The organism is Clostridium sp. CTA-5 (assembly GCF_054768135.1).
Window position 1 is genome coordinate 34,662 of sequence record NZ_BAAAAT010000008.1, and the last position, 16,345, is coordinate 51,006.

A 16,345-nucleotide genomic window follows, 5' to 3' on the forward strand; every position below is an offset into this window, starting at 1 on the left:
CTATAGTTACAGTTTCATTATTTTAACTGTATAATATAAAGAGAACATATGATTTTTCTAATATTTTTTTAATTTTATAGTAAAATATCCTTTTTAATAATATTCATGATAACTAGATATTTAGTTATTTTTATTTAAGGCATTATATGCATTAGCAAGTCCTGCTCCATAATATTGTTTTGAGTTATCATTAGCTAATTTATCACATGTTTCATAAATTATTTCTGCAACTTCTTTTGGAGTAAGGTTTTTATCTTTTGATATAATAAGACCTGCTATTGCTGCAACCTTTGGAGCTGCAATTGATGTTCCTTCTTGAAACATATATGAAGAATCCATTGCTGTGCTAAAACACATATCATAAACAGAGTGTGTTTTAGAATACTCACCACCAGGTGCTGTTACATGAACAAAGTTTTTTCCGTAATTTGAATAGTTTGCAATAGTATCTTTTTTTCCAGTAGCTGACACATTTATAACTCCATCAATACTTCCTGGAATTTCGTAGATTACTCCTATATATTCCAAGCCATCTTCTTCAGCTGATTTATTAATAAATTCAGTTAAAGTTTTTTCATCTGTACAGTCAAGACCGTCATTTCCTGAAGCAGTAACTACGGTAACATTGTGATTTATTGCATATTGAATTGCACGTTTATACAATTCATATTCAGCCATATCATCGCCTAAATCATATTTAATACCCGTCTTATTATCAGTCCAATAGCATTTACCATTTAGATCATAGCTTGCCATACTTAAGTTAATAACATTAACACCATCATCAACAGCTTTTATTATTGCAGAAGAGATTATGGTAGCATTTGTATTCCCTTGTGAATCAAACACACGATAACTCTTAAATCCTATATTAGGAGCTACACCTTTAATTCTCCCGTTACCTGCGATATTTCCTGCTAAATATGTTCCGTGACCTAATCTATCTTCTATATCTTTTGGATCTCCAGTTTCTGTTTTATCATTTTTAAAATCTTTTGGAATAAAATTTTCTCCACCTAATAGATTATTTTTTAAATCTGGATGATTTTTATCTACTCCTGAATCTAAGATAGCTATTACTACATTATGGTTTCCAGTACCTAATTGGAAACTTTTACCCTCGTTTGTTACTCTTTTTATGTCCCATTGATATAAATTGTATAAATCACCGTCTTGAGTAATAATACTTCTTTTACTTCTTTTACTTCTTTTATTTTCTTTGAATTTTATTTGTCTTTCTTTTGGAAGTTTAATAGTATGGTTTGGTGCTAATGATTTTACAGTGCTATAAGATCTAATTTTGGGTATAAGATTAGAATTACATTTAACTTCTATTCCTCCAACTTCAGGTAAAGTATTAACTATTTCTCCACCAGAATTTTTTATGAAATTCTTAACACTTGTATCAATATTATTATCATTAAACATAATAATTAGATTAATATTATTATCTAAGTTTGCTGTTATAGAATGTACTTTATTTTCTATAAATATAATATTAAATATAAAAATTGTAAAAAATAACAAACAAATTTTCTTAAAAACCTTTATTTTTTTCATATTCATTTCTCCTTGAAGTATATTTCGTTCAATTAAGTTATATAAATATTGATCTTCCCAATCTTAGGGAATACTATGAGTTTAACAAGAACCCAATAGCACCATTGAAAGGAGAAGAACAATGAACAAAACAAAAAGTAAAATGTCCTAATTCTCATTTTGAGCAATTGTATAAGATTGTTTTATATAAAGAGATTAATCCCTAGTATTAATGTAAGAAATGTAAGCAACAATCCGATCTTGATATTGTCAATAAAGCGAAAAGATCATCAATAGCTGTACACTTTTTCACTTTAGCTTTGTAATTAAAATTATCATCAATTATTTTTATCATAATAAATTGTCTTAAATATTTATAAATTATATTATTTCAAAATTACTAAACTAATTATGTAAAAAATAGTAGATAGTTTTGTTTTTATACAAACCTATCTACTTTCATACTTATGCTATACTCTATACATCACTTTTACGAGTAGTTAAATAGTTAGCACTAACCCTCACTTCACCAATCTTATCCATATAATAATAAGCATAGCCGTTACGTACAGAAACATCCTCAATACAATCCCCAACATCTAAATATGCTGCTATATCACTTGAGTGAGCCATACGCACCCTTACATGGTAACCAGTACACCATAATTTTGAATAACCTTCTCCATTTTTTGGTTGATGCTCAGAAACCCATGCAGGTGATATGGTGCCACTTGGTTTAGTCATTGGAACTGTTGCAGCATTGGCTGGAATGGCACCTGCACAACTAATACCTATTATTAATGTACTTAATAAAATTTTTAAATTTTTATTCAATATAATATCCCCCTTATTTTTACGAATAATTACATATATTCTGTTATTATTTATATTTCATATAAATAATAACACTTATTACAAAAAAAGTAAATATATTTATTAATTACATGATTTGTAATATAAATGGGAAAATTTATACTAAAATATTATATATAAATATAATAAACTTGAGAAAGGACTGATAAATACAAGATATTAAATTTTATATCTAAAATTTAAAGAAAATTTGACTATTTTATATAGAAAGGTAGTCAGTTTTTATAACCTGATATTTAGAAATAATCTTTATAAATATCATAACTATGATTATTTACAGAGATAATAATGCTCATACTTTACGTAAAAATAGAGCTATCTTTAAATAATGATTATTGTTATGTATATTATTTCTATATTTTTTAATAAATACTGTATATTAATTTATTTGGAATGATTTTCATGAACTGTGTAATTAATTATACCTTTTTATATTCTGAATGTTTTTCTATCCACATTTTTAATTTTAATCCATATAATTATGTCTCAAGACAGAAATAATCTTTCTTTTACAAAACAAATTTATAAAAGAAAGGTGGTTTCTATAATCAAGAATATATTACTACAGAATTGAAAAAATGATAATTATGTAAGATACGAATTTAATATGATTTCGATGCTACTATAATTGCAAATATAGAGTTTAAAAACGACAATTTATTTAAGTTTATAGATGAAATTTTTCAATGGAAATATTGTATTATATAAGAGTTAGAAATATTCATTTTTGATAAATTGCTTAAAACACTGTAACTAGCAAAAAATATAGCAACAGTCAAAGATGTAATTAATTTGCTTGTTTCGCATGACGAACTCATATAATTTTATTGTAAAGTGGTGTTGATAAAGTAAATAAGTTATAATAGGAGTAAAATGAAATTAAGGGGATGTAAAAATGGGCTTTCGTAATAATTTAAAAGATGCAAATAGAATAGTTGTAAAGGTAGGAACATCAACACTAACATATGAAAATGGAAATATCAATTTAAATAGAATTGAAAAATTAACAAGAATTTTATCTGATATGGTGAATTCAGGTAAAGAGGTTGTACTTGTTACATCAGGTGCAATTGGAGTTGGTGTCAGTAAATTAAAATTAAGAGAAAAGCCCGAAAGCATAAGAGAAAAACAAGCAGTTGCATCAGTAGGACAATGTGAATTAATGCATATATATAGTAAGTTTTTTGGAGAATATAGTCATATTGTTGGTCAAGTATTACTTACTAGGGATGTAGTAGAAGATGATCATATTAGAGAAAATGTGTGCAATACTTTTGAAACTTTATTAGAAAATAAAATAATACCAATAGTAAATGAAAATGACACTGTTTCTATAGATGAGATAGAAAATATAGTTAGATTTGGGGATAATGACAATTTATCAGCTATAGTTTCTTCATTAGTTAATGCAGATTTATTAATAATATTATCTGATATAGATGGTTTTTATGATTCAGATCCAAGAGATAATGTAAATGCCAAATTATTAAGAGAAATTGAAAAAGTAACACCAGAATTAGAAGAGTGTGCAGGTGGTGCTGGATCAAATCTTGGTACAGGTGGAATGATAACTAAATTAACAGCAGCTAAAACAGCAACTAAAGCAGGAGTAGATATGGTATTAGCTAATGGTAGTGATCCAAGCATACTATTAGATATTATATCAGGAGAAGAAATAGGGACTTTATTTATAGGAAAGAAATTGGGGTATAAAAAATGAATGAATTAGTATTGAAAGGACAAAGAGCTAAAGAAGCATCATATGTACTTATGAATACTACAACGACACAAAAAAATGATGCATTAGTAAAAATGGGTGAATATCTTATAAAAAATACAGAATATATTCTTGCAGAAAATAAAAAGGATTTAGATAATGCCATAAAAAAAGGAACATCTGAAGCTATGCTTGATAGACTTTCTTTAGATGAAAAAAGACTTAGAGATATGGCTGATGGATTAAATCAAATAGTTAATCTTGCAGATCCAGTTGGAGAAGTTATATCTATGTGGAAAAGACCTAATGATCTTCAAATTGGAAAGCAAAGAGTTCCTATGGGGGTTATTGGTATAATATATGAAGCTAGGCCTAATGTAACTTGTGATGCAGCAGGTCTTTGTTTAAAAGCTGGTAACTCAGTAATTTTAAGAGGTGGAAGTGAAGCAATAAATTCTAATAAAGCAATAGTAAAGGCCTTAAGTGAAGGAATAAAAGAATCTGGACTTCCAGAGTATTCACTTCAATTAGTTGAAGATACTAGTAGAGAAGTAGCAAATGAAATGATGAGATTAAATGAATATATAGATGTTCTTATTCCAAGGGGTGGAGCAGGACTTATTCAAGCTGTTGTTAAAAATGCTACAGTTCCTGTAATAGAAACTGGAGTAGGAAATTGTCATGTATATGTTGATGAAGAAGCAGATTTTAATATGGCAAAAGATATAATAATAAATGCTAAAACAAGTAGACCAGCTGTTTGTAATGCAGAAGAGAAATTATTAGTTAATGAAAAAATAGCAGATAAATTTTTACCTACTATTATTTCAGCATTAAGAGAAAAAAATGTTGAAGTAAGAGGTGATAGTAGAGTACTACAAATAGTTAATGATGTAAAAGAGGCAACTGAGGAAGATTGGAATAAAGAATATCTTGATTTTATTATTGGGGTTAAGGTTGTAAATAATATAGATGAAGCTATTAAACATATAAATAAATATGGATCAGGGCACTCAGAAGCTATTATCACAAATAATTATCAAAATTCACAAAAGTTTTTACAAAGAGTTGATGCAGCTGCAGTTTATGTTAATGCTTCAACAAGATTTACAGATGGATGTGAATTTGGATTTGGAGCTGAAATAGGAATAAGTACTCAAAAGCTTCATGCAAGAGGACCTATGGGATTAACTGAACTTACAACTACTAAATATATTATTTATGGAAATGGTCAAATAAGATAATGTATTTTAAAATAAGATTATGTTTTAAGTGAATGTTGATATTGTAGTATAAACAGAGTTCTTAGCTTTAGGTAAAGCTTGCTTTTAACTAAAGGTTAGAAATTGTTATTCAGGAGCTAGTAGCTGTTATGTAATTACAGATACTAGCTATCGGATAAAGCTCACTATACAGAGGAATTTATTTTAATATCAATATAATCCAAAATACATTTTTAAATAAAAGAATTAGTGAAGCAATCATGTTAGTTTTGTATTTTTTAATATAATATTAGCGTGATTGATTTTTATTATATGGATATATTTAGTAAAAATTAAGAATTTAATCAGAGATTTTTTTTATTATTTTATTTATAATTATAAGTTAAGGAGAGATTTTATGGAGTGGAAGATAAAAAAATTTAGTGAACTTACTTTGGATGAATTATATGAAATATGTAAAGTTAGGTATGAAGTTTTTGCATGTGAGCAAAAAATTTTTCAAGAAAATGACTTTGACGATATAGATAAAAAGGTATTCCATTTATTTTTACAAGATAAAGAAAAAATAGTTGCATATGCTAGGCTTATACCAAGTGGAATTACATATACTCAATCTTCAATAGGAAGAGTTTTAGTTTTAAAAGAATATAGAAGAAAAGGTATAGCTTTTGATCTTATGAAAAGAAGTGTAGAATTTCTTAGAGAAAAGCTTAATGAAGATGAGATTGTTGTGTCGGCTCAATTGTATGTAAAAGAGCTTTATGAAAGTGTAGGATTTAAAGTTGTTTCTGATATATATGATGAGGTAGATATACCTCATATTAAAATGAAATTGGGTTAGTTATTTGAATTTAAAATTGTAAAAATATTTATTAATATTGGGGGATTTGATGAATAAATTACACAAGAATGCTGTGAAGTCATGGGTTATAGCAAGAAGTATAGGAGCTGTAATATTTTTAGTTATTTCTTTACTTATTACTTATATTATGAAACATGAATTTCAAATACAGTGGATAATACGAGGAGAAAAATATATATTAATTTTAATAATGATTATAGAGATACTATTAATAATAGATGCAATAATATATCCGTTATTGGAATATAATCAATGGGTGTATAAACTTACAGATGATAAGATAGATTTTACTGAAGGGATATTTATTAAGAAGAGGACAATAGTGCCGATAGTACGAATCGAACATATAAAAGTTAATATAGGGCCTATAAATTCAAAATTAGGACTAGCAGATCTTGAAATATTTACTGCTGGTGGGGAACATAAAATTCCTAATATAGAGATTAAAGTTGCAGAAGAGATAGGTGATTATTTAAATAAAAAGATAAAGCAAAAAGTGGATGAAATCCATGAGTAGAACAGAGATATATAGAGGGCATTGGAGTAATATACTTAGAATAATATTTTCTAATATATATTCTGTATTTATTTTTATAGCAATATTCTTTAAGCATATTGAATCTTCAAAAATTTTAACTTGTATAATAGTGTTTACATTAGCTATAATTTCATATTCAATTTTACATTGGAGAAGTAATTATTTTTATATAGAAGATAATATCTTTATTTATGTTAAAGGTGTTTTTGGAAAGAGTACAGAACAAATACCTTTAAATAAGATAACTACAGTGGATATGGAATCAGATGCAATAGGTAGAATATTAGGAGCTACTACATTAAAATTAAATAGTGGAAATGCTACATTAGATGAATCGGAATTTAAAATGAGTGTTAAAAGCGTAGACGCTATAGAAATTAAAAAATTAATATTAGTACAAGATAATAAGAATGATGATACTAAGATAGAAATTAATAAATTAAAGGAATTTAAAGCAACAACTAAAGACATAATAATATATGCGTTAACACAAAATAAATTTAGCTGGATGCTGATATTATATGTAGTAGTAGATAAATTTAAAGATTTATTTAAAGAAAAAATAGCTAATAACATAGATAATTATGCAAACATGACTAAAACATTTTTTCTATATAAAAATAAAATAGTTTTAATATTTAATATAATTTTAATTATATTAAGTATATATATTTTAGCAACAATAATTTCTATAATAATTGAATTAGTAAGATACAATAAATTTAAAATATTTAAAAATAAAGATTCTCTTAATGTTCAATATGGACTAATTAATTTAAAGCAATACTCGATACCTATAGATAAAATACAAGCAATAAAATTTAAACAGAATATAATACAACAATTTTTTAATCTGTATAAAATAGAATCAGTAGTCATTGGTGATGATAAAAGCAATTCTTTACTTTTTCCAATTGTAAATAATAAGTTAAAAAATAACTTTATAACAGAATTATTACCTGAGTATTCAGTTGAGTCACCTATAAATAAACCTCCTAAAAGGGCAATTTCAAGGTTTATAATTAAAAGGACTATAATTATTTTACTATTATCTATAATATCAATTAGTTTGTTTGATATAGTATTTAATAAAATCAGTTTCTCTATTTCGATTAAGTATATTGTTATATTAATATTAATGATTTCACAAGTTGTTCTTGGATATATTAATTATCTCAATAATGGTATATCTGTAGAGGAAAACTTAGTGTTACTTACAAGGGGGACAATAACAAAAGTAACCTATATCGTAAAAAAAGATAAGATACAATCTTTAGAAGTACAACAATCTATATTTCAAAAAAGAAAGGAATTATGTACATATAAAATAGATATTGCTACAAATTCTTTTGGAGAAACTATAGAGATAAAAAACATGGAAGTAAATAAATTTATGGATATATTATAATAATCAAACAAAGATTATCTCAAAAAGATTATATTTGAGATAATCTTTTATTTTTAGCTATGTTTAAAGCTAGTGTTGATATTTTAGTATAAATAAAATTCTAATGTTAGTTTGTTAATATGCTAAAATATCAATATTTACTTAAAACATAGCGATAATAAAAATATAGGATTAATATTTTTTATATTGATATTTTATTTGATATAATTGGAATAAATAATTAAAAAGGAAGCGTGTGTATGGAAGGTTTGAAGAATTACACATTAATAACAGGTGGAAGTGAAGGAATTGGTTTAGAATTTGCTAAACTGTTTGCAAAAGATAAACATAACTTAATTATAGTGGCAAGAAATAAAATAAAGTTAGATGAAGTTAAAGTGAACTTAGAAAAACAATATGGTATAAATGTAGAAATTTTAGCTGTTGATTTAGCTGTTGATAACTCTTGTGAAAAAATATTTAATTTTGTGGATGAAAAAAATTTAGTTGTGGATAATTTAATAAATAATGCTGGTGTTGGCTCCTTCGGATTTTTTTATGATAGTACGCAAGAATTTGATGAAAATTTAATTAGTATAAATATAAGAGCACTAACAAAACTTACAAAATATTTTATAAAAGATATGATAAAAAGAAAATCAGGTTCAATAATGAATGTAGCATCAACCGCGGCTTTTGTTGGAGGGCCTAAAATGGCAATGTATTATTCTAGTAAGGCATATGTTTTATCATTAACAGAGGCATTACACGAAGAAGTAAAAGATTTAGGAATAAAGGTAAGTTGTTTATGCCCTGGACCTGTAAAGACATCATTTCAAAATAAATCAGGAATCAAGAAATCAAAACAAGCACAAAAATATTTAATGAATCCACAGGAGGTTGCTAAAGAGGGGTATAAGGGATTTTTAAAAGGAAAAGCAATTATTATTCCAGGAACAAAGAATAAATTAATTGTGTGGTTTAGTAAATTTATACCTAGAGCATTAAGCAGAAAAGTAATATTAAAAAATAATACTTTATAAATTGGGGGAAGAAAATGGATAAGATTTTTTATGGATACCTTTTGGTATCTGATATGGATGGGACACTATTAAATGACTCAGGAAAGTTATCAGACCAAAATAGGATGGCTATAGAATACTTTATAAATAAAGGTGGGAATTTTACTTTAGCAACTGGAAGAACCATTGCTTCAGCAGGCAAGTTTTTAGAAGAAATAAAAGTAACATTGCCTGTAATACTATATAACGGAACAAAAATTTATGATTATAAAAATAAAAAAGTTATTTATGAAGAATTTATTGAAGAAGATAGAAAAAATATAATTACTATAGTAAAAGAAAAATATCCTACTTTAGGGATTGAGGTTTATTCAGAAGAAAGTATATACATATATTCTTCATGTAAATATACAGATAGATTTTCAAAGCTAGGATATGATGTTATCTATGATTTGCCTAAAGAAGTATGGAATAAAAGATGGACAAAGGTTCTTATTGTTGGAGAAGAAAATGAAATAGACTTTTTAGAAGAAAAACTTGATAACATTTATGGAAATATAATAAGAAGTGGGGCTAGATATTTAGAAATATTACCTAATGATATATCTAAAGGTAAGGCTATAGAAAAGTTAGTAGATATATATAATATTAAATTTAAAAAACTAATTACTGTTGGCGATAATATGAATGATATTGAGATGATAAAATTAGCTGATTATGGATTCTGCGTAGAAAGTGGAGCAGAAAGAACAATAAAGAGTACTAAATTTATTGCACCAAGCAATGAAAATAATGCAATAGAATATATAATAAATTGGATTGAGAAGAATTTTATAATGAATTAAAGAGAGTTTAAGTAATATTTTAGAGAGGAATGTGACATATGTTTAATAGCAAAAATAGAATGTTAGATAAATTAATAACAGATATATCATTATTAAAACCGATAAATAGTAATATAAAAATAGATAATAGTACTTTAGAAAAATTTAAATCTATTTATATGAGGTTAGACGTTGGAAAATCAAGTTTTCAGGAGATAACAAAATTAGTTTTAAACTCAGTTATACAAATGAGTAGTTTAGATTTAATACTAAAAGATAAAGAACAGAAATTAGATTATATAAGTAAAGAAATAGTAAATCTTATGGATAATATATCAAATGCTTCTGAAATATCAACTCAAATATCAGAAGAGGTATCAACAGCACATTTTGATATGACACAAGCAATAGGTAATTTATCATCAAATTCTGATGTTTTATTAGAATCAAGTAAAAAAAATGAAACAGAATTGGTTGATATAAAGGCTTTTTCAGATATGGCAATTAATCATTCAAAGGGAATGAAGGAAGATATGAGTAATTTAATTAATGTCATAAAAAATGTACAAGGTGTTATAAATGCTATTGAGGGAATCTCAGAACAAACAAATCTTTTAGCATTAAATGCATCTATAGAAGCAGCTAGAGCTGGTGAAAGTGGAAAAGGATTTGCTGTTGTTGCAGAGGAGATAAGGAAATTATCAGATGAGACTAAAACATTAACATCTAGCATGTCAGATTTTATGTCTGCAATAGAATCAGCATCTAATAAAAGTACTAATAGTGTAGATAGCACAGTTGAATCATTAGAGATGGTAAATAAAAAACTAGATTCAGTTGTTAAGACAAGTAATGATAATAAAGAGAATATTAATAATATTACAGAAGCAATAAGTTTAGTTGCAGCTAATAGTGAAGAAATAAATAGTTCAATGGATGAAGTAACATCATCAATAAGGACACTTGATAAAGATGTTGATAAATTAAATAATAATACTACTATGCTAAAAGAAATAAGTACAAGTTTAAGCAATGTTATTTCACCTGTATCATTAATGGAAGAAGAATTAGATAAAGCTTCAACAATAATAGGAAATTTAGTTAATGATAGATATTATATGATAACTAATAAATTATTTATAGATACAATGAATCAGGCTATAAATGCACATCAAAATTGGTTAAAAACTTTAGAAAATATAATTATCACAAAAGAAATAATACCATTACAAGTTAATGAACATAAATGTGGGTTTGGACATTTTTATTATTCAATGAAACCTAAAAATAAAGAAATATTAGAAATTTGGATTAAGATAGAGAAGAAACATAATGATTTTCATAAATTCGGGAAAGATATAATATCCAGACTTAAAAATAATATTTCAGATAATGAAGTAAATAAAATATATTCAAAAGCAGAAAAATTATCTGTTGAATTAATTAATGACTTTAAAGACATAATAAAAATTGCAGAGAAACTAGAAACTTTAGATAAGAATGTTTATGAAGAATAATTATATAAAAATAAGAACATAGTTATAACTAATTTATTATATATACATTTAAAAATAAGATTATTTTCCTTGACAGTGATTGTATGATAAACTAAAATAAGAAACAAGATAAAAATAAATAAAAAATGAATAAGAAAAAGATACACTTTAAATTGGTCCAGTGAGGCCAGAAAGGAGTCTATAACTATGTTATTTAATAAATTTAAAAATAATTTCATAGCTTTGTCTTTGAAGGCATTTAGTAAAATTAATTATAAATATGTTTGGATAGTGAGGAGACCAGTGTTTCTGTAGTCTCTTTATTATCCTTTTTATTTTACCTAAAAAGATAGATTTTAAGTGTATTTTAAATTAAACATAAAATTAAGGAGGGCTAAGTGATGAAAGCAAAGCTTATATTAGAAAATGGTATGATTTTTGAAGGTAAAGCATTCGGATATTTAAGTGAATGCGTAGGAGAAGTAGTATTTACAACAGGGATGACAGGTTACCAAGAAGTACTTACTGATCCATCATATTATGGGCAAATAGTAACAATGACTTATCCTTTGATAGGGAACTATGGAATAAATCTTGAAGATTTAGAATCTGATTCAGTAAAAGTTAGAGGATTTATAATAAAAGAAAAATGTAATTTACCAAGTAATTTTAGATGTGAATTAGAATTAGAAGATTTTTTAAGACAAAATAAGGTTATAGGTTTAGAAGGAGTAGACACAAGAGCTTTAACTAAAATTCTAAGAAATAATGGAACAATGAGAGGAACAATAGTATTAGAAGATATAGGACATAAAGAAGTTAAGAAAAATTTAGAGAGTTTTTCAAGCAAAGATTCAGTAAATATAGTAACTACTAAAAAAGTATACACAATTGATGGAAATGGAAAACATGTTGCAATAATGGATTTTGGAATAAAACAAAATATAATAAGAAATTTTCAAAAAAGAGGTTGCAAACTAACAGTTTTTCCAGCAACAGCAACAGCAGAAGAGATTTTATCTGTTAATCCAGACTTGGTATTTTTATCTAATGGACCTGGAGATCCAGAAGACTTAGACTTTGCAATAAATAATATAAAGAAAATGATAGGGAAGAAACCAATAGTAGGTATTTGCTTAGGTCATCAATTATTAGCATTGACTTTAGGTGGAACTACTACTAAATTAAAGTTTGGTCATAGAGGATGCAATCATCCAGTTAAGGATCTAGAAGAAAACTTAGTTCATATAACCTCACAAAATCATGGTTATGTAGTAGAAACATTACCAGATGATGTTGAAGTAACGCATATAAATATAAATGATGGAACAATAGAAGGATTAAAGCATAAAACTTTACCAATATATTCAGTTCAATTCCATCCAGAGGCATCAGCAGGGCCAAAGGATAGCGAATATATATTTGATAAATTTTTAGAGTATGCACTATAGGAGGTTATTGAAAATGCCATTAAATAAAGATATAAAAAAAGTTTTAGTTATAGGATCAGGACCGATTGTTATAGGTCAAGCAGCTGAGTTTGATTATTCAGGAACACAAGCATGTGAGGCATTAAAATCAGAAGGAATAGAAGTTGTACTTATAAATTCAAATCCAGCAACTATTATGACTGATAAAGACGTTGCAGATAAAGTATATTTAGAACCATTAACTTTAGAATTTGTTGAAAAAGTTATTGAAAAAGAAAGACCTGATAGTTTGCTTGCAGGAATGGGAGGTCAAACAGGACTTAATCTAGCAGTTGAACTTTATGAAGCAGGGATTTTAGATAAATATGATGTAAAAGTAATAGGAACATCTATTGAATCTATTAAAAAAGGTGAAGATAGAGAATTATTTAGAGATATGATGAATGAAATTGGAGAGCCAGTTATAAAAAGTGAAATTATAACTGATTTAGAATCAGGAGTAAGATTTGCGAGTGGAATTGGATATCCTGTTATAGTTAGACCAGCATATACCTTAGGAGGAGCTGGTGGAGGCATAGCTAATGATGAAGAAGAGTTAAGAACTATATTAGAATCAGGACTCCAATTAAGTACAATAGGTCAAGTTTTACTTGAAAAAAGTGTTAAGGGTTGGAAAGAAATAGAATACGAAGTAATGAGAGATTCTTATGGAAATTGTATTACTGTATGTAATATGGAAAATATAGATCCAGTAGGAATACATACAGGAGATAGTATTGTTGTTGCTCCATCGCAAACTCTTTCAGATAAAGAATATCAAATGCTAAGAACGGCATCAATTAATATAATAAATGCTGTAGGGATAGAAGGCGGATGTAATGTACAATTTTCATTAAATCCAAATTCATTTGAATATGCAGTTATAGAAATAAATCCAAGAGTATCTAGAAGTTCAGCTTTAGCATCAAAGGCAACAGGATATCCTATTGCAAAACTTGCAGCTAAAATAGCGTTAGGATATGGGTTAGATGAGATTAAAAATGCAGTAACTCAAAAAACATATGCTTGTTTTGAACCAGCATTAGATTATGTAGTAGTAAAGATACCTAAATGGCCTTTTGATAAATTTTTTGGTGCTACTAGACAGCTTGGAACAAAAATGATGGCAACCGGAGAGATAATGGCAATTGGTGCTAATTTTGAGCAAGCTTTCTTAAAGGGAATAAGAAGTTTAGAAATTGGAAAATATTCTTTAGATCATAAGAAATTTAAAGAATTAAGTATGTCAGAACTTAAAAAAGCTGTAATGTCACCAGATGATGAAAGAATATTTGCTTTAGCAGAAATGCTAAGAAGAGATTACATGGTAGAAAAAATAAATAAAATTACAGGAATAGATATGTTCTTCTTAGAAAAAATAAAATGGATAGTTGAAGAAGAACAAAGATTAAAGTTAAGTAAAATAGAAGATCTAGATAAAGAATGGCTACACAATTTAAAGAAAAAAGGATTTTCAGATAAAGCTATAGCTGATATGTTAAATATAGATCCTGATGATATATATAGACTTAGAGGTATATGGAATATAAAACCTTCATATAAGATGGTTGATACTTGTGCAGGGGAATTTGAAGCATTATCACCATATTATTATTCAACTTATGAACAATATGATGAAGTTGAAGTGTCAGATAAAAAGAAGGTTATAGTTATAGGTTCTGGTCCAATAAGAATAGGTCAAGGTATTGAGTTTGACTATGCTTCTGTACATTGTGTAAAGGCATTAAAAGCTATGGATATTGAAACTATAATAGTTAATAATAATCCAGAAACAGTAAGTACTGACTTTGATATATCTGATAAATTATATTTTGAACCACTAACAGAAGAAGATGTTTTAAATATAATAGAAAAAGAAAAACCAGATGGAGTAATACTTCAATTTGGGGGTCAAACAGCTATTAAACTAGCAAATTTCTTAAAGGAAAAGCATATTGTAACATTAGGAACAACAGCTGATCAAATAGATATGGCTGAAGATAGAGAGAAATTTGATGAATTATTAGAAAAGCTAGGAATAGCAAGACCTAAAGGTAAAGGAATATGGTCAGTTGAAGAAGGCTTAGAAGAAGCTAGAAAATTAAATTTCCCAGTACTTGTTAGACCTTCATATGTAATTGGTGGTCAAGGAATGGAAATAACTCATGATGAAGAAGAATTAACATTCTATTTAGAAAATGCATTTGCAAAAGATAAGAAAAATCCTATATTAATAGATAAATATTTAATGGGTAGAGAAATAGAAGTAGATGCAATTTCAGATGGAGAAAATATATTGATTCCAGGAATAATGGAACATTTAGAAAGAGCGGGGGTTCATTCAGGGGATAGTATTACTATGTATCCAAGCCAAAATATTTCTGAAAAAATTAAGGCAGATGTATTAGAATATACGAAGAAGTTGGCTTTAGCAATAGGAATAAAAGGAATGATAAATATTCAATTCATAGAATTTGAAGGACAATTATATGTAATTGAAGTTAATCCTAGAGCATCAAGAACAGTACCATATATAAGCAAAGTTAGTAAGGTTCCAATAGTAGATTTAGCTACAAAGGTTATGCTCGGAGCTAAATTAAAAGATTTAGGATATGGAGTAGATATATATAAAGAACCAGAACTAGTATCGGTTAAGGTTCCAGTATTTTCAACACAAAAATTACCTAATGTTGAAGTTAGTTTAGGACCAGAAATGAGATCAACAGGGGAAGTTTTAGGTGTAGGTAGAAATATTAAGGAAGCTCTTTATAAAGGCTTTGTTGCAGCAAATATGTATCCATCAAAAGAAAAATCTAAAATATTAGCAACGATTAATAAGCATGATAAAGAAGCATTTTTATCTATAGCAAAAGATCTTGCAAATGTAGGATATAAGTTTATAGCAACAGTTGGAACATGTCAGCTTTTAAGAGAAGCTGGTATTGATGCAGAGGAAATACGTAAAATTAATGAAGAGAAACCTAATATATTAGATATTGTTAAGAATAGAGAAGTAGATTTAGTTGTGAACACTCCAACTAAAGGTAATGATTCTAAAAGAGATGGTTTCTTAATCAGAAGAGCAGCTGTTGAAAGAAACTTAGGAGTAATTACAGCACTTGATACGTTAAGAGCAATTGCAGATGTAGAATTAGCAAAACTAGATGAAAATAAAAATTTAGAAGTATTTAATATAGCTGAATAATATATTTAAGCACATGAAAATAAATAATAAGTTTAAAGTTGCAATGAATATTTTCAATTTTTTGATTGTGCCTTAGTACAAAGAAGATATCTAAAAATAGTTTTTAGATATCTTCTTTAATTTTTAACTAAAAACAAAGAAATAAACTATATTACATATTATATGTATATATAGTTTGTTTAAATTATAC

Annotated in this window: 12 protein-coding genes; 10 read left to right on the forward strand and 2 right to left on the reverse strand. The window is 26.7% G+C overall.

Annotation, left to right across the window (positions count from 1 at the left end; genetic code table 11):
• Positions 1-120 precede the first annotated feature (120 nt).
• Together ACYUET_RS14145 and ACYUET_RS14150 are read right to left on the reverse strand one after the other, a co-directional pair.
• Complete coding sequence (locus ACYUET_RS14145; RefSeq protein WP_460280652.1) at positions 121-1,560, reverse strand: S8 family peptidase; 1,440 nt, start codon at positions 1,558-1,560, stop codon at positions 121-123.
• 456 nt (positions 1,561-2,016) lie between these two features.
• Entirely contained in the window at positions 2,017-2,373 is a 357-nt protein-coding gene (locus ACYUET_RS14150) for a hypothetical protein (protein WP_460280653.1), read from the reverse strand.
• A gap of 934 nt (positions 2,374-3,307) precedes the next feature.
• Between ACYUET_RS14150 and proB the strand changes: the two genes are divergently transcribed.
• The 10 genes from proB (at position 3,308) to carB (ending at position 16,155) form a co-directional block, all read left to right on the forward strand.
• On the forward strand, positions 3,308-4,132 hold the full coding sequence (gene proB, locus ACYUET_RS14155; RefSeq protein ID WP_460280654.1) for a glutamate 5-kinase: 825 nt from the start codon (positions 3,308-3,310) through the stop codon (positions 4,130-4,132).
• Complete coding sequence (locus ACYUET_RS14160) at positions 4,129-5,373, forward strand: glutamate-5-semialdehyde dehydrogenase (protein ID WP_460280655.1); 1,245 nt, start codon at positions 4,129-4,131, stop codon at positions 5,371-5,373. Before proB ends, ACYUET_RS14160 begins: the two co-directional genes overlap by 4 nt.
• A 376-nt stretch (positions 5,374-5,749) precedes the next feature.
• Positions 5,750-6,193, forward strand: coding sequence for a GNAT family N-acetyltransferase (locus tag ACYUET_RS14165; protein ID WP_460280657.1), 444 nt, complete (start codon positions 5,750-5,752; stop codon positions 6,191-6,193).
• A 49-nt stretch (positions 6,194-6,242) separates the two neighbouring features.
• The gene (locus ACYUET_RS14170) at positions 6,243-6,731 is read left to right on the forward strand and encodes a PH domain-containing protein (protein ID WP_460280658.1); all 489 of its coding nucleotides are present in this window, start codon (positions 6,243-6,245) and stop codon (positions 6,729-6,731) included.
• Positions 6,724-8,160: a PH domain-containing protein gene (locus tag ACYUET_RS14175; RefSeq protein ID WP_460280660.1), complete on the forward strand. Its 1,437-nt coding sequence runs from the start codon at positions 6,724-6,726 to the stop codon at positions 8,158-8,160. The genes ACYUET_RS14170 and ACYUET_RS14175 overlap by 8 nt, the downstream gene beginning before the upstream one ends.
• A gap of 239 nt (positions 8,161-8,399) precedes the next feature.
• Positions 8,400-9,182: an SDR family NAD(P)-dependent oxidoreductase gene (locus ACYUET_RS14180; RefSeq protein ID WP_460280662.1), complete on the forward strand. Its 783-nt coding sequence runs from the start codon at positions 8,400-8,402 to the stop codon at positions 9,180-9,182.
• A gap of 14 nt (positions 9,183-9,196) precedes the next feature.
• On the forward strand, positions 9,197-10,006 hold the full coding sequence (locus ACYUET_RS14185) for an HAD family hydrolase (RefSeq protein ID WP_460280663.1): 810 nt from the start codon (positions 9,197-9,199) through the stop codon (positions 10,004-10,006).
• A gap of 38 nt (positions 10,007-10,044) precedes the next feature.
• Positions 10,045-11,502 carry a methyl-accepting chemotaxis protein gene (locus ACYUET_RS14190; RefSeq protein WP_460280664.1) on the forward strand — a complete coding sequence of 486 codons (1,458 nt, stop codon included), beginning with the start codon at positions 10,045-10,047 and terminating at the stop codon, positions 11,500-11,502.
• 380 nt (positions 11,503-11,882) lie between these two features.
• The gene (gene carA, locus ACYUET_RS14195) at positions 11,883-12,932 is read left to right on the forward strand and encodes a glutamine-hydrolyzing carbamoyl-phosphate synthase small subunit (RefSeq protein ID WP_460280666.1); all 1,050 of its coding nucleotides are present in this window, start codon (positions 11,883-11,885) and stop codon (positions 12,930-12,932) included.
• A 13-nt stretch (positions 12,933-12,945) separates the two neighbouring features.
• The gene (carB, locus tag ACYUET_RS14200; protein ID WP_460280668.1) at positions 12,946-16,155 is read left to right on the forward strand and encodes a carbamoyl-phosphate synthase large subunit; all 3,210 of its coding nucleotides are present in this window, start codon (positions 12,946-12,948) and stop codon (positions 16,153-16,155) included.
• Positions 16,156-16,345: the final 190 nt, after the last annotated feature.